Source organism: Pseudovibrio ascidiaceicola (assembly GCF_900114245.1).
Lineage (GTDB): Bacteria > Pseudomonadota > Alphaproteobacteria > Rhizobiales > Stappiaceae > Pseudovibrio > Pseudovibrio ascidiaceicola.
On record NZ_FOSK01000001.1, the window covers coordinates 480,221 to 499,910 of the forward strand.

Annotated in this window: 20 protein-coding genes; 19 read left to right on the forward strand and 1 reads right to left on the reverse strand. The window is 50.2% G+C overall.

Annotated features, from left to right (window positions below):
• Window positions 1-80: 80 nt before the first annotated feature.
• On the forward strand, window positions 81-743 hold the full coding sequence (locus tag BM231_RS02310) for a TetR/AcrR family transcriptional regulator (RefSeq protein ID WP_057463089.1): 663 nt from the start codon (window positions 81-83) through the stop codon (window positions 741-743).
• 8 nt (window positions 744-751) lie between these two features.
• Here BM231_RS02310 and BM231_RS02315 read toward each other — a convergent pair whose 3' ends face one another.
• The gene (locus BM231_RS02315) at window positions 752-1,372 is read right to left on the reverse strand and encodes an alpha-ketoglutarate-dependent dioxygenase AlkB family protein (RefSeq protein WP_093516424.1); all 621 of its coding nucleotides are present in this window, start codon (window positions 1,370-1,372) and stop codon (window positions 752-754) included.
• A 136-nt stretch (window positions 1,373-1,508) separates the two neighbouring features.
• On the opposite strand from BM231_RS02315, the gene BM231_RS02320 reads away from it, so the two are divergent.
• The 18 genes from BM231_RS02320 to BM231_RS02405 all read left to right on the forward strand — a co-directional run bounded on the left by BM231_RS02320 (window position 1,509) and on the right by BM231_RS02405 (window position 19,687).
• A complete protein-coding gene (locus tag BM231_RS02320; protein ID WP_093516426.1) occupies window positions 1,509-3,002 on the forward strand; it encodes an FMN-binding glutamate synthase family protein in 1,494 nt (497 codons plus the stop codon).
• A gap of 292 nt (window positions 3,003-3,294) precedes the next feature.
• Window positions 3,295-5,211: a molecular chaperone DnaK gene (gene dnaK, locus BM231_RS02325; RefSeq protein ID WP_093517040.1), complete on the forward strand. Its 1,917-nt coding sequence runs from the start codon at window positions 3,295-3,297 to the stop codon at window positions 5,209-5,211.
• A gap of 354 nt (window positions 5,212-5,565) precedes the next feature.
• The gene (gene dnaJ / locus BM231_RS02330; protein ID WP_093516428.1) at window positions 5,566-6,693 is read left to right on the forward strand and encodes a molecular chaperone DnaJ; all 1,128 of its coding nucleotides are present in this window, start codon (window positions 5,566-5,568) and stop codon (window positions 6,691-6,693) included.
• 66 nt (window positions 6,694-6,759) lie between these two features.
• On the forward strand, window positions 6,760-7,365 hold the full coding sequence (locus BM231_RS02335; RefSeq protein ID WP_208860003.1) for a class I SAM-dependent methyltransferase: 606 nt from the start codon (window positions 6,760-6,762) through the stop codon (window positions 7,363-7,365).
• Window positions 7,366-7,525: 160 nt separating this feature from the next.
• Complete coding sequence (locus BM231_RS02340; RefSeq protein WP_093516430.1) at window positions 7,526-8,116, forward strand: NADPH-dependent FMN reductase; 591 nt, start codon at window positions 7,526-7,528, stop codon at window positions 8,114-8,116.
• A 124-nt stretch (window positions 8,117-8,240) separates the two neighbouring features.
• Window positions 8,241-8,789 carry an ATP-dependent protease subunit HslV gene (hslV, locus tag BM231_RS02345; RefSeq protein ID WP_057463084.1) on the forward strand — a complete coding sequence of 183 codons (549 nt, stop codon included), beginning with the start codon at window positions 8,241-8,243 and terminating at the stop codon, window positions 8,787-8,789.
• Between the two features lie 140 nt (window positions 8,790-8,929).
• Window positions 8,930-9,991 (forward strand): hypothetical protein, encoded by a 1,062-nt coding sequence (locus BM231_RS02350; protein WP_093516432.1) that lies wholly within the window; start codon window positions 8,930-8,932, stop codon window positions 9,989-9,991.
• An 11-nt stretch (window positions 9,992-10,002) separates the two neighbouring features.
• Window positions 10,003-11,307, forward strand: coding sequence for an ATP-dependent protease ATPase subunit HslU (hslU, locus tag BM231_RS02355; protein ID WP_063309094.1), 1,305 nt, complete (start codon window positions 10,003-10,005; stop codon window positions 11,305-11,307).
• Between the two features lie 93 nt (window positions 11,308-11,400).
• Window positions 11,401-11,895, forward strand: a complete 495-nt coding sequence (locus tag BM231_RS02360) for a universal stress protein (RefSeq protein ID WP_063294958.1) — start codon at window positions 11,401-11,403, stop codon at window positions 11,893-11,895.
• Window positions 11,896-12,011: 116 nt separating this feature from the next.
• Entirely contained in the window at window positions 12,012-12,572 is a 561-nt protein-coding gene (locus BM231_RS02365) for a NifU family protein (protein ID WP_063294769.1), read from the forward strand.
• A 131-nt stretch (window positions 12,573-12,703) separates the two neighbouring features.
• The gene (tsaB, locus tag BM231_RS02370; RefSeq protein ID WP_093516434.1) at window positions 12,704-13,384 is read left to right on the forward strand and encodes a tRNA (adenosine(37)-N6)-threonylcarbamoyltransferase complex dimerization subunit type 1 TsaB; all 681 of its coding nucleotides are present in this window, start codon (window positions 12,704-12,706) and stop codon (window positions 13,382-13,384) included.
• The gene (rimI, locus tag BM231_RS02375; protein WP_093516436.1) at window positions 13,381-13,866 is read left to right on the forward strand and encodes a ribosomal protein S18-alanine N-acetyltransferase; all 486 of its coding nucleotides are present in this window, start codon (window positions 13,381-13,383) and stop codon (window positions 13,864-13,866) included. Before tsaB ends, rimI begins: the two co-directional genes overlap by 4 nt.
• 149 nt (window positions 13,867-14,015) lie before the next feature.
• Window positions 14,016-14,441 (forward strand): Fur family transcriptional regulator, encoded by a 426-nt coding sequence (locus tag BM231_RS02380; protein ID WP_057463079.1) that lies wholly within the window; start codon window positions 14,016-14,018, stop codon window positions 14,439-14,441.
• A gap of 9 nt (window positions 14,442-14,450) precedes the next feature.
• Window positions 14,451-15,266, forward strand: coding sequence for a lyso-ornithine lipid O-acyltransferase (olsA, locus tag BM231_RS02385; protein ID WP_208860004.1), 816 nt, complete (start codon window positions 14,451-14,453; stop codon window positions 15,264-15,266).
• 156 nt (window positions 15,267-15,422) lie between these two features.
• Window positions 15,423-16,835, forward strand: coding sequence for a tRNA (N6-isopentenyl adenosine(37)-C2)-methylthiotransferase MiaB (gene miaB, locus BM231_RS02390; RefSeq protein WP_093517042.1), 1,413 nt, complete (start codon window positions 15,423-15,425; stop codon window positions 16,833-16,835).
• Window positions 16,836-16,883: 48 nt separating this feature from the next.
• A complete protein-coding gene (locus BM231_RS02395) occupies window positions 16,884-17,990 on the forward strand; it encodes a PhoH family protein (RefSeq protein ID WP_425287807.1) in 1,107 nt (368 codons plus the stop codon).
• Window positions 17,987-18,493: an rRNA maturation RNase YbeY gene (ybeY, locus tag BM231_RS02400; protein WP_093516440.1), complete on the forward strand. Its 507-nt coding sequence runs from the start codon at window positions 17,987-17,989 to the stop codon at window positions 18,491-18,493. Before BM231_RS02395 ends, ybeY begins: the two co-directional genes overlap by 4 nt.
• Before the next feature lie 42 nt (window positions 18,494-18,535).
• On the forward strand, window positions 18,536-19,687 hold the full coding sequence (locus BM231_RS02405; protein ID WP_208860005.1) for a hemolysin family protein: 1,152 nt from the start codon (window positions 18,536-18,538) through the stop codon (window positions 19,685-19,687).
• Window positions 19,688-19,690 lie beyond the last annotated feature (3 nt).

Sequence of the window (19,690 nt, forward strand, 5' to 3'; positions counted from 1 at the left end):
TTGAGATTTCTAAGGGTCTACTCGAAAGCCCGCAGATAATGCTCAAAGCAATTGTAAACTATCTTCCTGGAGGTGCCGCTGTGCCAGACAGTTCTGAACTGGGGACCCGTGAACGGTTACTTGATGCCGCAGAACGCTTGCTCGCTGAACATGGTCTTGCGGAAACTTCTGTAAGAATGATCACCGAAAAAGCTGATGCCAACGTTGCTGCAGTCAACTATCACTTTGGCAGCAAAGATGATCTCGTCAGGGCGGTCTTTATGCGCCGCCTTCGCGAAATTGATGATATGCGCATGCAACGTCTGGATGCGCTTGAAGTTGGCGGGCGCGAGCCCGACCTCGAAGAGATAACCCGCGCATTCATGGAACCCTTGATTGTACAAGGGATTTCACGAGATACCGGAAAGCTGGTTCCGTTTGTTGTTCTTATTCGTCAGGTCTTCTCTGACCCGGAATCCGGCCAGAAGATCATGCACTCATGGGAGCCGCCGAGGATTATTCTTCGCATCACAAAAGCGCTGGCGAAAGCCACAAAGAGCGACATCCCAACAGGCCCTCGCGCACAGTTGCTGATGATGCTCATGCACAGCGCAACGCTGGAAGCGTTATACGTGGTGACCGGAGCTTCCAAAGGTCCTTACGATGAAGAAATGGATCAGGATGAGATAGTCGAAGGCACTATTCGTTTTGTATCTAGCGGTATCCGTGCCTTCTTTATGGCTGGCGCGCTCGAAGAAGCCTGACATTCTGACTAAAATGGTGAGATGCGGCGGAGAGTCAGGTTTAGTCTGCCTCCGTCTTTGAGCAGGCTTGAGCTTCCGCCAAGGATGCGGTCAATACCGTGGTAGCAAAGCCGCGCCTCCCCTCCGAGTACAACAACGTCTCCTGAATTAAGCTTGAGTGACTGCGTCGGGCCTCCGCGTTTCACACCGCCGAGCCGAAAAATTGCTGTATCTCCAAGGCTGACTGACACAACCGGGGCTTCAAACGTCTTTTCATCCCTGTCTTGATGCATGCCCATTTTTGCCGTTGCTGCATAATAATTCACGAGGCAGGCTTCTGGCGCTGTCGGGCTGTCGCCAACCTTATTCCAAAGATCCTGCAGGACCTTAGGGATAACTGGCCAGGGCTGACCGGTCTCAGGATGTTGAGTTTGGTAGCGATAACCACTCCTGTCAGACACCCATCCCAATGTACCAAGATTGGTCATCCGAACAGAAAATGGCTTTCCTGTTCGCGGCATAACTGGCGTGAACAACGGAGCTTCTTTGACGAGATATCTGAGCGTATCGACAAGTCCCTTTTGCTCCTCCGGAGAGAAATATCCGGGCAGGTATTTGAAACCTTTAGGAAAGTCATCGCTCAATCGCATCTGGATATCTCTTTTACACCGAGCATAGCTACTAAAAAGACCGCTTACAAAACCGGAAAACTTGGAGGGATTAGCCGAAAGTGAATTTAACCCATATTCTCCAAAATAGTGGTTTCCCGGTTAAGGAGAACCACAAATGCACCTTCTACCTCCACTGCTTTCGGCTGTACTAAATATTTTTGCAGCATTTGTTTCACTCCTAATTCTGCTCGCGGTCATTGTGGCCATCGTTCTTTATGTTGTTGATCGACGCCAACACAAAGACGCGATTCGGCATAATTACCCCGTTGTAGGCCGCTTCCGATCACTCTTCGCGTATTTAGGTGAATTCTTTCGCCAGTACTTCTTTGCGATGGATAGAGAGGAAATGCCGTTCAACCGTGCCGAACGCACCTGGATAGATCGCGCATCCAAGGCTGAAGGCAACACAATGGCATTTGGGTCTACAAAAAACCTCAACTTGCCGGGCACAGCCCTGTTTGTGAATGCTCCTTTTGCAAAACTGGAGAAGGAGATTGACGAACCTGAACCGCTTCTCATTGGTCCTTATGTCGAAAATCCATATGTGCCACCCAGTTACTTTAATATCTCTGGCATGAGTTACGGGGCTATTTCCCGTCCTGCGGTTCTCGCCCTTTCGCGAGGTGCAAAAATGGCAAAGTGCTGGATGAACACCGGAGAAGGTGGCTTATCTCCTTACCATTTAGAAGGTGGCGCCGACATTGTCTTTCAAATGGGGACAGCAAAAAATGGTTGCCGGAATGATGACTCCACTCTCAATGAAGACAAGCTGAAGAAAATTACGGACAACGCTCAGGTCAAAATGGTCGAGATCAAGCTCGCTCAAGGCGCCAAACCCGGAAAAGGTGGTCTCTTGCCTGGTGGAAAGGTGACACCTGAGATAGCAGAAATTCGTGGGCTCAAAGTCGGGCAACCATCTCACGCTCCAAATCGTCACCCTGAAATCAGCAATACGGGTGAGCTTTTAGACTTCATCAGCCGCGTCCGCGCCATTGCCAAGAAGCCTGTTGGTTTCAAGACAGTGATAGGCTCAAGCGCTTGGGTGGAAGAGCTTTGTCGTGAAATTAACCACCGTGGGATCGAACATGCACCGGACTTTATCACCATAGATTCAGCAGATGGTGGTACGGGTGCGGCTCCGATGCCTCTTATGGACAACGTGGGACTAAGGATCTCTGAGGCACTTCCAATTGTCGATCATGTATTGCGAAAGCATGATCTGCGTGACCGTATCCGCATCATTGTATCTGGAAAGCGAATTACCCCATCCGCCGTTGCTTTAGTGTTGTGCTCAGGAGCTGATTTTGCAGTAACTGCCAGGGGCTTCATGTTTGCGTTGGGCTGTATTCAGGCAATGCGATGCAACAAGAACACATGCCCAACGGGTATCACCACACACAACGAAGCGCTTCAGGCTGGCCTGGACCCGACAGAGAAGAGCCACCGCGTTGCTGCCTATTGCCATAGCGTGCGGATGGAAGTCGATATGATTGCCCACGCATGCGGCGTTGATGCTGCAAGGCAGCTTTCACGAGAGCATGTGCGTATCGTCCAGGAAAGTGGGCACTCTGTCTCTCTTGAAGAGCTCTATCCACAAACACCCTCTTAGAAATGGGGGTAACGCAGAAAACGGGGATGCAATAGAGGTGTTTTCTGTGGTTTTCCAAAGAAAAGTTCATTTTCTTAACTCAGAAAATGGCTTCGGATAGATCTTGTGTCAATATATCGGGTCCTGTCCCTTGCAGGGGCAAGGGACCCCTCTTATATAGCCAATTGAAGTTTTCTTGCGTGTTTGCGACAACTCACGCAAGTGCAATGTATTGGGGACCGGTCGGATGCTGATCCGACATTATCCGAAGGCCTTTGGGGTTCGGGCGGTCTGCCGAAAGGAGAATGAAAACATGGCAAAGGTCATCGGTATCGACCTCGGCACGACAAATTCGTGCGTATCTGTAATGGACGGCAAGGACGCCAAAGTAATCGAGAACGCAGAAGGTGCGCGTACTACCCCTTCTATGGTTGCGTTTTCTGATGATGGTGAGAAGCTTGTAGGCCAGCCAGCGAAACGCCAGGCTGTTACCAACCCAACAGACACCCTGTTTGCTGTTAAGCGTCTCATTGGTCGTCGTTTTGATGATCCAACAGTCGCAAAAGACAAAAAGCTGGTTCCATACGAAATTGTTAAAGCTGACAACGGCGACGCATGGGTAGAGGCTGAAGGTGAAAAGTACTCCCCATCTCAGGTTTCCGCTTTCATTCTGCAAAAGATGAAAGAAACCGCTGAGAGCTTCTTGGGTGAGACTGTTACTCAGGCTGTTATTACAGTACCTGCATACTTCAACGATGCACAGCGTCAGGCAACTAAAGATGCCGGTAAGATCGCTGGTCTTGAAGTTCTGCGTATCATCAACGAACCAACCGCCGCTGCTCTTGCATACGGCATGGACAAGAACGACGGTAAAACCATTGCGGTTTACGATCTTGGCGGCGGTACCTTCGACGTTTCCGTACTGGAAATCGGCGATGGCGTATTTGAAGTGAAGTCCACCAACGGTGACACCTTCCTCGGTGGTGAAGACTTTGACATGCGTCTGGTTGACTACCTTGCGAATGAATTCAAAAAAGAGCAGGGCATCGACCTTAAGAACGACAAGCTCGCATTGCAGCGCTTGAAAGAAGCAGCTGAAAAAGCAAAAATCGAGCTGTCCTCCGCATCCCAGACTGAAATCAACCTGCCGTTCATCACAGCAGATGCTTCCGGTCCTAAGCACCTTACCCTTAAACTGACTCGCGCAAAGTTTGAGCAACTCGTTGACGATCTGGTTCAGCGTACTGTTGCTCCAATGAAAGCGGCTCTTAAAGACGCAGGCCTTGCAGCTGGTGAACTCGATGAGGTTGTTCTCGTCGGTGGTATGACTCGCATGCCAAAGGTTCAGGAAATCGTTAAGCAATTCTTCGGCAAAGAACCTCATAAGGGTGTAAATCCTGATGAAGTTGTTGCGATGGGTGCTGCAATTCAGGCAGGCGTTCTTCAGGGCGACGTTAAAGACGTTCTGCTTCTGGACGTTACACCTCTGTCCCTCGGCATCGAAACACTGGGTGGCGTATTCACTCGTTTGATCGACCGTAACACCACCATCCCTACTAAGAAGGGCCAGGTATTCTCTACAGCTGAAGACAATCAGACTGCAGTGACCATCCGCGTCTTCCAAGGCGAGCGTGAAATGGCTTCGGACAACAAGATCCTTGGTCAGTTTGATCTGGTTGGCATCCCACCAGCACCTCGCGGTGTTCCTCAGGTTGAAGTCGCCTTCGACATTGATGCAAACGGTATTGTGAATGTGTCTGCAACTGATAAAGGCACTGGCAAAGAACAGCAGATCCGTATTCAGGCATCTGGTGGTCTGTCCGATGCTGATATCGAGCAGATGGTGAAAGACGCAGAATCTCACGCTGAAGACGATAAGAAGCGTAAGGATCTGGTTGAAGCCAAAAACCAGGGTGAAGCACTTCACCATTCAACAGAGAAATCCGTCAAAGAGTATGGCGATAAGGTTTCAGACGAAGACAAGTCTGCAATCGAAGGCGCTTTGGCTGCATTGAAGGTGTCTCTGGACGGTGAAGATCTGGAAGATATCACTGCGAAAACCCAGTCTCTTGCAGAAGTTTCCATGAAACTTGGCGAAGCTATGTACAAGGACGCTCAGGCAGAGGAAGCCGGAGAGGGTGCTGAAGACGATGGTGAGCCAAAGCCAGTTGACGATGTGGTTGACGCAGACTTCGAAGAAGTTCGCGACGACGACAAAAAGTCCAGCTAACTAATACTTTTACCTCGCAAGCTCCTATGGGCTTGCGAGGTAAACTTTATTCAAGTATTTCCCGACTGTATGGAAGATTTTAGTCGAAGAGAACCTTTTGGGTGCAATTGCATTTGAGAGAGCTGCTTCCTACATATGGGTAGTTGGTAATGTGTGCGCTGCGCTTAAAGCTGCACCTCAATCACCGACTGAACAGTAAACAGTTTTGTTTTGAAGATGAGTGCAGTTCACGAGTGAGTTCGTTGCGAAAGCAAGAATTGATCTCGACTGCCCACAGTGACCTCGGACTGAGCTGATGTTCTCCTGAGGCTTCAGAACGCAGATAGACATCACGTCTTTGGAGCTTATTTCATAATGTCTAAACGCGACTACTATGAGGTGCTGGGGGTAGCACGGGAGGTCGACGAGAAGGCACTTAAGAGCGCTTATCGCAAACTCGCGATGAAATTCCATCCAGACCGAAACCCTGGTAATGATGAAGCGGAAGCAAACTTTAAGGAAGTAAGCGAAGCTTACGAAACCCTGAAAGACCCGCAAAAGCGCGCTGCCTACGATCGATTTGGCCATGCAGCCTTTGAAAACGGTGGCTTTGGTGGTGGCGGTGGAGCAGGTCCAGGCGACTTTGCTTCCTCCATGGCAGACATCTTCGATGAGTTCTTTGGCGGCGGTGGTGGCCGTCGTGGTTCTGGCCGCGAACGTGGCGCGGATCTACGTTACAATCTGGAAATCTCTCTTGAAGAAGCTTACGAAGGTAAGTCCGTCGAGATCGAGGTTCCAACCTCAGTAACATGTGAGCCGTGCAGTGGCTCCGGCGCAAAGTCCGGAACTCGTCCGTCCACTTGTCCAACCTGTGGTGGTGCTGGGCGCGTTAGAGCGGCTCAGGGCTTCTTCACCATGGAACGCACCTGTCCAACCTGTCAGGGCCGTGGTGAGATCATTACAGACCCATGTGACAGCTGTGGCGGTACTGGCCGGACAACAAAAGAGCGCACGCTCTCCGTGAATATTCCGTCAGGCATCGAAGATGGCACGCGTATTCGCTTGTCAGGCGAAGGTGAAGCCGGTGCTCGCGGTGGTCCCGCAGGCGATCTTTACATCTTCCTGTCCATTCGCCCGCATGAGTTTTTCCAGCGTGACGGTGCTGACATCTTCTGCCGCGTGCCGATTTCAATGACAACTGCCGCTCTGGGTGGTCAATTCGAAGTTCCTGCTTTGGATGGCAACACTGCGCGTGTGAAGGTTCCTGAAAGCACTCAGACCGGAAAGCAATTCAGGCTGCGCGGTAAAGGCATGCCGATTATGCGGTCTAGCCAGAAGGGTGACATGTATATCCAAGTTGCCGTGGAGACACCAGCAAATCTTACGAAGAGGCAGAAAGAGCTTCTTTCAGAATTTGAAGGTGAGTCTTCTGGTGAAAATCATCCTGAATCTACGGGCTTTTTTGCAAAGGCAAAAGATTTTTTGGAGAATTTCAAGGCATAGCTCTTTAAATTGCCACCAATCAGTAATATCTCAGTAGTACCCTTTGTTGATGCTACGGAGAGTTGAATGTTTCACGAAACGAGGTCACGGGCAGAAAATGCCTTGAACAAATTTCGTGAGCCTTCCAAATTTCTTCGGGCGTGGGTGGAAGCACCACTCACGACCGGAGCAGTTGCGCCATCAGGCCCTGTTCTCGCCCAGAGAATGGCAGAGTTCGTTCCCGTTCAGTCAAATAATCCGGTTTTAGAGTTAGGACCTGGCACAGGCCCGGTTACAAAAGCTATTCTGGAAGCAGGTATCTCAAAAGATCGCCTTACCTGCTTGGAGTACAGCACAGACTTCTGCGAGCATCTCAGTGACAAATTTGAGGGACTGAATGTGGTTCAAGGTGATGCTTACAACATGCGTCCCAGCCTTGAGCATATTGCCCCGAACTCGCTGTGCGCTGTGGTTTCGAGCTTGCCGCTTGTGTCCAGGCCGATGGAATTTCGCTTGAAGTGCATTCGTGATGCCTTTGCCCTTATGAGACCCGGTGCTCCCTTCATTCAGTTCTCATATTCTCTCGCGTCTCCGGTATCACTGAAATCCAAAATGTTCAGCTGGTCGAAAACTGGATGGATCGTGAAGAACATTCCTCCGGCTCGTGTCTGGATTTTCCGAAAGCCCTTTTGATTTCTCAAAGGCAGGCGTTTAGCAGCCAATCACCTAAAAACGCGTATCTTCCATAAACCTTACGCTTGGGTAGTATGAGGTACTCTTCGTGCCGACTTCAATCTGAGATCGTGCAGCTCTTGGACTAGAGAATGCAGAGCCATGTGGTGAGGATAGCCCTATGAAGCCAAAGATACTCGTTTTTTCAGGTTCAACCCGTCGAGGGTCCTACAATAAAATGCTGGCAGAGCTGATGGCGAAACACCTGACGATCGCCAATGCAGAAGTAACCACAATCAGCCTTGCTGACTATCCTTTGCCTATTTACGATGGTGATCTGGAAGATGATACAGGCATTCCAGAAAATGCATTCAAGCTCAGAAAGCTCATTGAGACCCACCATGGCATCTTCATCGCTAGCCCGGAATACAACTCATCCATCACGCCATTGCTGAAGAATACACTGGACTGGATCAGTCGCATCCAATTGCCAGAGGAAGAACCGCTTCAGCTCTTCCACAAGTCGATCTATGCCGTCGGTGGGGCTTCTCCAGGTGCGCATGGCTCTTTGAGAGGCCTCATGCACCTGAGGACCATCATGGAAGTGTCTTTAGGATGCCTTGTCCTGCCGGAAATGGTCTCTATTAACTTCGCGGGCAAGTCCTTTGATGAAAATGGCGACCTCACAAAAGATCACCAGATCAAGCGATTGCATAAGCTTGTTGACCGCTTCGTCAGTGAGGCAAGTCACGTAAAGCTACAGGATAACTGAGTTTTTTTAGCTTGCCGCATTGGCAATGCGGAAAGGACTACATACATAATACCGCAGACACAAATTTGAAATTGAGTTGCGCGGGAGTTTGCTCCGTTGCCGATAGAACTCTGGAGAAAAATGAATGAGTGAACCTGAACAGTGGCACGGCACAACCATCTTGACCGTGCGCAAAGGCGGCAAAGTCGTAATTGCTGGAGATGGTCAGGTGTCTCTTGGATCAACGGTCATCAAAGGCACTGCACGCAAGGTCCGTCCACTGGCAGGCGGTAAGGTTATTGCTGGCTTTGCAGGTGCGACTGCTGATGCGTTCACCTTGTTTGAGCGCCTTGAAGCCAAGCTCGAACAATATCCTGATCAGTTGATGCGTGCATGCGTTGAGATGGCGAAAGATTGGCGTACAGACCGTTACCTTCGCCGTCTGGAAGCCATGATGCTGGTTGCCGACAAAAAGCACTCTTTGGTGCTGACAGGAACCGGCGACGTGCTTGAGCCGGAGAATGGCGTCATGGGTATCGGTTCCGGTGGCAACTTCGCGCTGTCCGCAGCACGTGCGCTGGTTGATATGGACCTGACCGCAGAAGAGGTTTGTCGCAAGTCCATGACAATTGCAGCAGATATCTGCGTCTACACAAACAGCAACGTTACGGTTGAAGTACTCGACGAAGAGTAACTTTGGCTACAAGATACGACTGGAGATCAATAATTTTCGATCTCCAGTTCTGCGTTCAAGACACTTTTAGATCAGCTTAATTTGCTAAGCCAAGGATACTTGAAGCTTTTATTGTTCCATTTGGATTTGACGAGGAACTGATGATATCAAGAGCATCTCTTACCGGAGCCATCTCCGCAGGAATTATCAGCGCTGATCAAGCTGATAAGCTCGTCTCCTATTTATCTCTTCAAGCAGAAAACATTCAGAACCAACAAACATCTGAGAGCCTTCACGACCCAGAAGAGGTCCGGTTTACACGCGGCTTTCATGATATTTTCATTAGCCTCGGTATCCTAATTCTTTTTGCTGGCTATAGTATTGGGCTCGGTGAGCCGCTCACTCAAGGCGGTCTTCCTACAGCTGCTGTTGCTGGCGCTGCTGCCATCATCACATGGGTGTTGGCTGAATGGTTCACCAAGATTAAGAAGCTCGCGCTTCCTTCAATTCTGCTGACAGGATTGTTTGGAGGTTCAATTGCGCTTGTTGGATTTGGCCTGTTCACACCTGACGTTTTGAACAATGACTCCGAATCCATTCAGGTCATCCTGAGTTCCATCTTCGCTTTAGTGGGCGCTTCTTTGTTTTACTGGCGTTTTAAAGTCCCGATCACACTGACTGTCATTGTTGCAGGGATCATGGGCTTGATCGTAGGCGCGTTGACATTGGTAACTGACACTAAGATTCTTGATTATCTGTCCTGGGTTTCGTTGGTCTGCGGTCTGTTTGCATTCGCTTGCGCGATGTATTTTGATACCAAAGACACCAAGCGGGAAACACTCAACACAGACAAGGCTTTTTGGCTTCACCTGCTTGCTGCCCCCCTTATCGTTCATTCCATCTTGAGTGGAATGTATCTTGAACAGCAAACAGAAGCTTATGCCTTGGTCTCCATTGCTGTTGTCCTGGCATTTGGTGCGGTTGCTCTCATCATTGACCGTCGTGCAATGCTGGTTGCGGCGCTGAGTTATCTAGGCTTCGCATTAGCCTATTTGCTGGAGTCTGCTGACTTTTCTGCATCGCAGCTAACTGCTATCTCCCTTGTATTGCTTGGGAGTTTTGTTTTGCTACTCGGTTCAGGCTGGAACGTGGCGCGACGGATCGTCATGCGCCCTCTTGCAGGAACCTCACTCACTACATATCTGCCACCTATCCGGAACTAGAAAGTAAGAAAATGACAAATTTCTCTCCTCGGGAAATCGTTAGTGAACTCGATCGCTACATCATCGGCCAGCATGACGCAAAACGTGCAGTTGCGATTGCACTGCGCAACAGATGGCGGCGTCAGCAGTTGGATGAAGAGCTGCGCGAAGAAGTTCAGCCAAAGAACATTCTCATGATTGGCCCAACTGGTGTTGGTAAAACTGAGATCTCTCGTCGTCTTGCTAAGCTTGCGAATGCTCCTTTCACAAAAGTTGAAGCAACCAAGTTTACCGAGGTAGGGTACGTTGGCCGTGATGTAGAGCAGATCGTTCGTGATCTGGTCGAATCCAGCATTGCTCTCGTACGCGAGCAAAGCCGTAAAGAAGTCGAGGCGAAAGCACATGTTCTTGCTGAAGAGCGTGTTCTGGATGCGCTGGTCGGCAACAATGCAAGCCCATCCACTCGCGATACCTTCCGTAAGAAATTGCGTGAAGGCGATCTCGACGACAAAGAAATTGAAGTTGAGGTGCGTGCCAATCCACAGATGCCAAGCTTTGATATTCCTGGCATGCCAGGGGGCAGTGTCGGTGTCATGAACATCTCCGATATGTTGGGCAAAGCATTTGGTGGTCAGACCAAGCCGAAGCGCACAAACGTCAAAGATAGCCACAAGCTGCTTCTGGCGGAGGAGTCCGACAAGCTTCTTGATGAAGAGAAGGTTGTTCAAGAGGCAATCGAGCTGGTTGAAAACTCCGGTATTGTTTTCCTTGATGAGATCGACAAAATCTGCGGGAAAGATGGCCGTAACGGTGGTGATGTCTCCCGCGAAGGCGTTCAACGTGATTTGCTGCCGCTGATCGAGGGCACTGTTGTATCAACAAAGCATGGCCCGGTGAAAACAGATCATATTCTGTTCATCGCTTCTGGCGCATTCCACGTCTCAAAGCCATCAGACCTTCTGCCTGAACTTCAGGGCCGTCTTCCGATCCGTGTTGAGCTGAAAGCGCTGACGAAAGAAGATTTTGTCAAGATCCTGACAGAAACCGAAGCCAGCCTGATCAAGCAGTATGTTGCATTGATGGCGACGGAAAGCGTGAGCATCGAATTTACCGAGGATGCAATCGATGAGATTGCGACAATCGCTGTTGATTTGAATGCGACGGTCGAAAACATTGGGGCTCGCCGTTTGCAGACTGTGATGGAGCGTGTGCTGGATGAGATTTCCTTCGCCGCACCAGACAAGTCTGGTGAGCAGGTCACAATTGATGCAGCCTACGTGAAATCGAATGTGAGCGAACTGGCCAAGAATGTCGATTTGTCTCAGTTCATCCTCTAACTGACGAAAAAATCAGTCGGAAAAAGAAAACCTAACGGAATGTGGCAAGGAAAAATACTTGCCGCATACCACCTCAAGTGGCAGCATGCCGACATGGTAGCTATTCGCAAAAGTAATGAAGAAGGTCACGACCGAAAGTTTCTGGTTGTAGTCGATGACACTCCAGAATGTGGTCGAGCCATCGTTTATGCCTCAAAGCGTGCGGCCCGCACCGGCGGTGTCGTTCTCTTGCTCTTTGTCATTGCACCCGGAAACTTCCAGCATTGGCTAGGGGTTGAGGACATCATGCGCCAGGAAGCGCGCGATAATGCAGACACCATTTTGGCTAAAGCTGCCGAAAGAGTGAGAGCGGCTGCACGGACAGAGCCAGAGTTGGTTGTGCGTGAAGGTCACCAGTCAGATGAGATCATTGACCTGATTGAAGAAGATGCAGACATTGCGATTCTTGTATTGGCGGCAGGAACCAGCAAAGAAGGCCCTGGGCCTCTTGTTTCATCTATTGCGGGCAAATCAGCTGGAACATTCCCTATTCCGACAACCATCGTACCAGGTAATTTGGACGATGATGCACTAGATGCTCTTGCCTGATCAGGTTTACCTATCATATAGAACTTGAAAACAGTCATTGCTGAAGCGTGAAGTAGTGTAAACTGTGCTGCGACTGCTTGCGAAAGCTCTTTGGCATAAAAATCGGAAACAAAACCATGTTCATTCAGACCGAAGCGACACCAAATCCGGCAACACTCAAGTTTTTGCCTGGCCGCGTAGTATTGTCGGAAGGCACACGCGATTTTCGCTCGGCAGGAGAAGCCACAATATCACCGCTGGCGGAGAAGCTTTTTACTATTCCAGGCGTGGTTGGCATCTTCTTTGGTCATGACTTTATCACAGTAACCAAGGATGAGACTGACTGGCAGCATATGCGCCCGGCCATTCTTGGTGCGATCATGGAAAACTTTATGGCCAACACCCCGATCCTGAAAGGTGAGGAAGCTGGTGATGGCGATACAGGAGAAGAGTTCTTCGACGCAGAAGACGAAGAGACTGTAAACATGATCAAGGAGCTGCTCGAAACCCGCGTACGCCCTGCAGTTGCTCAAGATGGTGGTGACATAACATTCAGGGGATATCGTGAGGGTATCGTTTATTTGAGCATGCGCGGCGCCTGTGCAGGTTGCCCATCCTCAACGGCAACACTGAGCCATGGGATTCAGAACCTGATGCGGCATTTCATCCCAGAAGTTCAAGAAGTTAGACAAATGTAGTTTTTGCTAATGTAAATCTTCTGAAACAGGGCAGCACCAGCTGCCCTTTTTGCTGCAAGGCCCAAAAATACTCCGGGTGTTAAACGAATTGGTTGCTCGACAACCAGCTGCCCTAACGATAAGCCGAACTTATGAAGTTGCTTGCTATTGATACCGCACTAAGTACCTGTGCTGCCGCCGTTTTAACTGATGAAGGCGGAGCGCCGGATATCGTCTCCCAATGCGAAGACCTCGGACGAGGTCATGCTGAACGCATTATGGGCATGGTTGCGAGTGTCATGACGGACTCCTCGACAACGTTTAACTCACTGGACCGCATTGTTGTGAATGTTGGTCCGGGCAGTTTTACAGGTCTACGTGTCGGCCTTTCCATTGCGCGTGGGTTTGGTCTCGTTCTCGAAAAGCCTGTTGTTTCGGTCACAACATTGGCTGCAATTGCACACGAGTCTTTGGACGCTGCTCCCGTCAGAAAACCAATTCTGGTGGTTCTCGATGCGCGTCGCAATGAAGTCTACTGTCAAAATTTTGATGAAACTGGTGCTCCGATTGGAGAGGCTCGTGTTTCAACCGTCAAGGACCTCTCACACAATCTCGATGCAGAGACCCTTCTGGCAGGCTCTGCTGCACAGGCTGTCGCCAATGCTGCAGGCGTAGATAAGTCTCGCGTTTGCAATGATGCCGCTGCTGCATCGATTGACTACATCGCAAAGCTCGGTAAAGGTGCAAAGCGTCAGGATAAAGCTCCGATGCCGCTCTACCTTCGGGCTCCTGATGCTATTCCGGGTGAGAAAGGAAAGGTTCGTCGTCAATGAAGTCCTGGTGGACATCAGAAAAGCCGCCGGTTATCGAGCGTGCTGAGAAAGACGACCTGCCTAAACTGGCGAAACTTCACGCCGAGTGCTTCAAGCAAAATTGGGGTACAGCAGAACTCGCCGCAATCTTTGAACAAAAAGGCGTTTTCTTCCTGTCTGCCCGCACCTCTGGTGTGGCTGGCAAAACCGATCTCGGTTTTGTCGTGATCCGCTCTATCGCTGGAGAGGCCGAAGTTTTGACCATAGCGGTCTCCCCCAGACAACAGAATAAGGGGATAGGGCGAAAACTTATGGAAGCCGCCATCTTCCAGCTTTACTCTGATCGTACCGAAGCGCTGTTCTTGGAAGTGGATGACACGAACAGCTCCGCACTGAAGCTCTATAAAAATTTGGGCTTCAAGCAGGTTGGAGAAAGAAAAGCGTATTATGCGGCTAGCGAAGGCAGTGGAACAGCGCTTGTTATGCGTTGCGATCTCGTTTAAGCGACACTACGCATGTGAGATGAGGCTTTTAGCTCACGCTCAAACCGCGTTACAGTGAAACAGGTTCTTTTCTCTCACAGTTTTGAGGGCTAGGATACCAACGCAGACTGGAACTGTGGTGCCTGTGTGATTTTGAGGAATTGGGGCAAATGACGGCAGAAGAAAAAATGACGCTGATTGAAATGTGTGCTCATAAGGGTATGCGGATGACAGAACAGCGCCGCGTGATTGCTGATGTAATTCAGTCTGCTGAAGACCACCCAGATGTGGAAGAGCTTTACAGAAGAGCTTCCAAGATCGATCCGAAGATCTCTATCTCAACTGTTTACCGCACAGTGAAGCTTTTCGAAGATTCCGGTATCATCGAACGTCATGATTTTCGCGATGGTCGCTCCAGATACGAAACCGTTTCTGACGAGCACCACGATCACCTGATCGACCTGCGTACGGGTGATGTGATCGAGTTCCGTAGCGAAGAAATTGAAAAAATGCAGGAAGAAGTCGCACGTAAGCTGGGCTTCAAACTGGTTGATCATCGCTTGGAGCTCTACGGTATTCCGCTAGACGAAAAATAGGGGCCGTGCATGGCAACTGTCAGAGCAGTTTGCATACTTGCCGCACTAACACTCTTAACGCTGACCCTCGTTCCCCCTCAGTGGGTAGCAATGAAGCTAGGTTGGCCGATACAGCGGCAAATCCCTCTGCTCTGGCACAAGGCAGCGTCTCGTTTAATTGGACTGCGCATCCGGCAGCATGGAGAAATGGCGTTGGAGCGCCCTCTTCTCGTCACGTCCAATCATTGCTCCTGGTTGGATATTGTCGTTATCGGATGCACCAAGCCGCTGAGTTTTATTGCTAAGTCTGAAGTTGCTGGTTGGCCAGTCTTTGGCCAGTTTGCCAAGCTCCAGCGGACGGTCTTTGTTAATCGACAACGCAGAACTGACACTGGGCGTGTCGCCAAGGAAGTCGCTCAGCGTATGGCTCAAGGCGATGCGATGGTGTTGTTCGCCGAAGGTACATCCAGCAATGGCAACGAAGTATTGCCATTCCGGTCTGCACTTGTTGGAGCCGTTCATCACGCAATGAATGTAGGCGAGAAAGACGTTGCTTATGTGCAGCCTCTCTCAATTGCCTATACGCGCCTGCAAGGCATGCCAATGGGGCGTTTCTGGCGCGCTCATGTTGCTTGGTATGGAGACATGGAACTGGCCGGTCATCTCTGGTCTGTCGTCAAAGAAGGCGGGCTGGACGTCGATTTAACATGGGGAACTCCTGTTCCTATCGAAAAAGCAACCAATCGCAAACGCTTAACACGGGACTTGGAAGAGCAAGTCAGAGGGATGACCATTGAAGCATTGCAGGGAAATGGTCCCAAACAAGATGAGCAGGCTCGGGCCTGATCAAGACAAGGCTTCTCTTTCTGCGTAAAACAGAGTAAAGCTCTCCAAATTCTGAAAATGACGAGCTGACGTTGCTGATGATTCAGGCAGATGCGCTCGAATTGCTGGGCATTAAAAGAAGAAGATACTCCGGCAGCAGATCCACTTGAGGATTTAATGGATAATCTAGTAGAGAACGAAAACCTGAGCCAATCCGAAAACACTGCGGAGGCGCTCGAAAAGAACGAAGCGACCCGTAAGGTTTTCATCAAGACTTATGGCTGTCAGATGAACGTCTACGACTCCGATCGTATGAACGATGCGCTGACCAACGATGGTTACGTCAAAACAGAAAGTCCGGATGATGCGGATCTGGTTATCCTGAATACTTGCCACATTCGCGAAAAGGCGGCAGAAAAGGTATATTCCGAACTTGGCCGTATCCGTAAGTTAAAGGAAGCGAAAGCCAAAGACGGCAAGCAGATGATGGTGTCTGTCGCTGGCTGTGTCGCTCAGGCTGAAGGTGCGGAGATCTCCCGTCGAGCGCCTATCGTTGACCTTGTTGTTGGTCCTCAGTCTTACCACCGCCTTCCAGAGTTGCTGAACCGTGCATCCAACGGATCAAAGGTCGTCGAGACCGAGTTTGATATTCAGGAGAAATTCAAGCACCTTGCAACACCTTCCAAGGAAGCAGTCCGTAAGCGCGGAGTAACTGCATTTGTGACCGTTCAGGAAGGTTGTGATAAGTTTTGTACCTTCTGTGTGGTGCCTTACACCCGCGGTGCTGAAGTCTCCCGTAAGGTTGAGCAGATTGTTATGGAAACCGAGCGCTTGGCAGCTGCTGGTGTCCGTGAAGTGACCTTGCTCGGCCAGAACGTCAACGCATGGCACGGTGAAGGTCCTGATGGCCGTGAATGGGGCCTTGGTGAGCTTCTGTTCCGCTTGGCAAAGATCGATGGCATTGAGCGCCTGCGCTACACCACGTCCCACCCACGGGATATGGAAGACAGCCTGATTGCAGCTCATCGCGATCTTGATATTTTGATGCCTTATCTGCATTTGCCAGTTCAGTCTGGGTCCGATGCGATCCTGAAGGCAATGAACCGCAAACACACCCGTGATGACTATTTCCGTCTGATCGACCGTATTCGTGAAGCGCGTGATGATATCGCGCTCTCCGGTGACTTTATCGTTGGTTTCCCGGGTGAAACTGATCAAGACCACAAAGACACTCTGGATCTGATCCGCAGGGTCACTTATGGCTCCGCATTCTCCTTCAAATACAGCCCGCGTCCGGGTACTCCGGGAGCAACATTGGAAGAGCAGATCGACGAGCAGGTGAAATCCGAGCGCTTGGCTGAATTGCAAGATCTGCTCAGCACCCAGCAAAAAGACTTCAATGCGTCATTGATTGGCAAAACAATTAATGTACTGTTTGAGAAGGAAGGCCGCAGAGAAGGTCAACTTGCAGGTCGTTCACCTTGGCTCCAGCCAGTTCATGTAAATGCGCCGTTGGACCTGTATGGTGAAATCAGATCAGTAGAAATTGTCGCTGCCAGCGCAAATAGTCTGGAAGGCCGCCTTGTTTAGGTGCATGATGCTCCCAGATTCTCGCGTAAAAGCGAACGGAGGCATTATTTGAAGGGCAGAGCCCAGACAACGTCCGCTTCAAGGACGGCCATGCGCCCCATTGCGGCATCAGATATGATGCATGTGGTATTGGCATTCGAAGACAACAGGCTTGTGAGCGATCTGTTCGGTCAGTTCGACCAGAACCTTGCGCTGATTGAACAGCGGTTAGGTGTTGAGGCAGTCGCGCACGGCAATCAGGTCACCATTCGCGGCAATAAAACGTCAACAGAGCAGGCTAAGCTTGCTTTGGAGTCGCTTTATACGCGTCTTCAGGGTGGTCATGACATCACGCCTGGCGATGTTGATGGCGCTATCCGTCTGGCAGAGGTCGCTGAAGCTCAGCTCTCCTTGCCAACGATGGAGCCCAAGTCCCGTATGGCGTTTGCGCAGATAGCAACGCGCCGCAAAACTCTGGTTGCCAGAACAGCTGCTCAGGATGCTTACATCCGGGCAATGGATCGTTCTGACCTGACTTTTGGCGTTGGTCCTGCTGGGACGGGTAAAACCTTCCTTGCGGTCGCTTATGCTGCTGCATTGCTGGAGCGTGGTGAAATTGATCGCATGATCTTGTCCCGTCCAGCTGTTGAAGCTGGCGAACGTCTTGGCTTTTTGCCGGGCGATATGAAGGATAAGGTCGATCCGTATCTGCGCCCGCTCTATGATGGTCTCAATGAGATGATGGCACCGGAAAAGCTGGAACGTGGCTTGGAAAGCGGCATGATCGAAGTAGCGCCCCTCGCTTTTATGCGTGGCCGCACACTCTCAAATGCGATCGTTATTCTCGATGAAGCCCAGAATACGACAACGATGCAGATGAAGATGTTCCTGACACGCTTGGGCGAGAACTCCAAGATGATCGTGACAGGTGATCCAAGTCAGGTTGATTTGCCTCCCGGCCAGATGTCTGGCTTGCGTGAAGCATTGAAGATCCTTGACGGTGTCGAAGGTATTTCTCGCGTGGACTTCACAGAAAGTGATGTTGTTCGTCATGAGCTGGTGGCACGCATTGTAGGTGCGTACGACAGCGAGAGCCGACGTCGACTGGAAGCTAAAGAACGTAGGCAAGCTGAAGAGGCTGCCAAAGAAAAAGAAGAGCAAGGCTCCCAGGAATGAATACAGCTTGCCCGGTACACATCGACCTGTTGATTGAAGCAGGCGATTGGGAGAGTGAAGAACTATTGGAAGCGATTGCTGAAAAGGCAATCGCTGCCGCTTTTGCAACAAGTGAGCTGAGTGTAATAGAAAACACAGAAGTTTCTCTTGTCTTCACAGATGATGCCCATATTCAGGAATTGAATAAGACGTGGCGTGAGAAAGACAAGCCAACAAATGTCTTGTCTTTTCCGGGAGACGATAGCGAGGAACCGCCATTTGGCCCGCTATTAGGTGATATTATTATTGCAAAAGAGACGGTAAAGCGCGAAGCTGTAGAGCTTGAAATTCCATTTGAACACCATTTGATTCATCTTATTGTTCATGGAACCCTTCATCTTTTTGGATATGATCACCAAATAGATGAGGAAGCGGAAGAAATGGAAGCGGAAGAACGCCTGATTTTGGCGAGCCTACAAATCCCCGATCCATACAAAGATGCGCCATTATCGGCAGATAAGTAAACCCCGGTATTCACGGTGAATACAGGGAACAACGAGAGAGAGATGAGCCCGGAACCTCGAAGTACAGAAGGTGCAAGCACCTCCGTTCAGGCTGAAACTGTAGAGCCTGCAAGTAGTACCGGCACAGCTGTTGCCGAAGATACCTCTGAGCCACAAGCGATGAAGCCTGGTGTCCTGACCAGGCTGAAATCAAAACTGAACCCGTTTAGAGGTTTCCGAAGAAGCGCGGCTGTTTCATTGCGCGAAGATTTGGAAGATGAACTCGCCCGCGATAGTGAAGGTGCTGATGCTGCCTTTACTAAAGAAGAGCGCGAGCTGCTGACAAATATCCTCCAAATGCGCGAATCTCGAGTTGAAGATGTCATGATTCCACGGGCCGATATTGAGGCTGTGGAAGATACAACGACAATCGGTCAGGTGATGGCCTTGTTCAGGGCATCTGGTCACTCTCGTATGCCTGTTTATCACGACAATCTGGATGATCCGCGAGGCATGGTCCACATCAAGGATTTGATGTCTTATTTCGTCGAGCTGGCTGTAAAAGCCAAGAAGACGGATGTGCCTTTGACCTTGGTGAAACCAGAAAAGAACTCTTCCGAGAAGTTGACAGAAGAAAAGTCTCTGCTAGATCTGTCTTGTGTTGATCTCTCAACGCCATTGAACGCGACAGGCCTGATCCGGCCTCTGCACTTTGTACCTCCATCCATGTCTTCCTCTGACCTGATGAAGAAGATGCAGGTAACCCGTGTGCAGATGGCGCTTGTGATCGATGAATACGGTGGAACCGACGGCTTGGTATCCCTTGAGGATATCGTTGAGACCGTAGTCGGCGACATTGAAGATGAGCATGATAAGGACGAAGAAGAACTTATCATGAATGTCAGTCCAGGTGTTTGGGTCGTTGATCCTCGAATTGATCTGGAAGACCTTCAGGAAGAGCTCGGAGCGGATTTCAAGCTCGTCGAAGAGCAGACGGAAGAAGTGGATACCCTTGGTGGTCTCTTGTTCTCTATTCTGGACAGGGTCCCGGTCCGCGGAGAGCTGATCATAGATAAAACCTTGCCAGCCTTCGAGTTCGAAGTAATTGATGCTGACTTACGCCGCATTAAACGCCTTCGTATCTCCAAGCGCCGAGTTGATCAGCGCGTGGCAGTTCAGAGAATACGCCCACGCAGGCCGGAAGCTGCAGAATAAGCA

Coding starts and splice junctions, on each gene's coding strand:
- dnaJ (WP_093516428.1), top strand. CDS start 5,566: ATGTCTAAACGCGACTACTATGAGGTGCTGGGGGTAGCACGGGAGGTC.
- BM231_RS02360 (WP_063294958.1), top strand. CDS start 11,401: ATGGTAGCTATTCGCAAAAGTAATGAAGAAGGTCACGACCGAAAGTTT.
- BM231_RS02315 (WP_093516424.1), bottom strand. CDS start 1,372: ATGCGATTGAGCGATGACTTTCCTAAAGGTTTCAAATACCTGCCCGGA.
- BM231_RS02350 (WP_093516432.1), top strand. CDS start 8,930: ATGATATCAAGAGCATCTCTTACCGGAGCCATCTCCGCAGGAATTATC.
- hslV (WP_057463084.1), top strand. CDS start 8,241: ATGAGTGAACCTGAACAGTGGCACGGCACAACCATCTTGACCGTGCGC.
- tsaB (WP_093516434.1), top strand. CDS start 12,704: ATGAAGTTGCTTGCTATTGATACCGCACTAAGTACCTGTGCTGCCGCC.
- BM231_RS02340 (WP_093516430.1), top strand. CDS start 7,526: ATGAAGCCAAAGATACTCGTTTTTTCAGGTTCAACCCGTCGAGGGTCC.
- miaB (WP_093517042.1), top strand. CDS start 15,423: ATGGATAATCTAGTAGAGAACGAAAACCTGAGCCAATCCGAAAACACT.
- BM231_RS02380 (WP_057463079.1), top strand. CDS start 14,016: ATGACGGCAGAAGAAAAAATGACGCTGATTGAAATGTGTGCTCATAAG.
- BM231_RS02335 (WP_208860003.1), top strand. CDS start 6,760: ATGTTTCACGAAACGAGGTCACGGGCAGAAAATGCCTTGAACAAATTT.
- ybeY (WP_093516440.1), top strand. CDS start 17,987: ATGAATACAGCTTGCCCGGTACACATCGACCTGTTGATTGAAGCAGGC.
- dnaK (WP_093517040.1), top strand. CDS start 3,295: ATGGCAAAGGTCATCGGTATCGACCTCGGCACGACAAATTCGTGCGTA.
- olsA (WP_208860004.1), top strand. CDS start 14,451: ATGGCAACTGTCAGAGCAGTTTGCATACTTGCCGCACTAACACTCTTA.
- BM231_RS02365 (WP_063294769.1), top strand. CDS start 12,012: ATGTTCATTCAGACCGAAGCGACACCAAATCCGGCAACACTCAAGTTT.
- BM231_RS02405 (WP_208860005.1), top strand. CDS start 18,536: ATGAGCCCGGAACCTCGAAGTACAGAAGGTGCAAGCACCTCCGTTCAG.
- BM231_RS02320 (WP_093516426.1), top strand. CDS start 1,509: ATGCACCTTCTACCTCCACTGCTTTCGGCTGTACTAAATATTTTTGCA.
- hslU (WP_063309094.1), top strand. CDS start 10,003: ATGACAAATTTCTCTCCTCGGGAAATCGTTAGTGAACTCGATCGCTAC.
- rimI (WP_093516436.1), top strand. CDS start 13,381: ATGAAGTCCTGGTGGACATCAGAAAAGCCGCCGGTTATCGAGCGTGCT.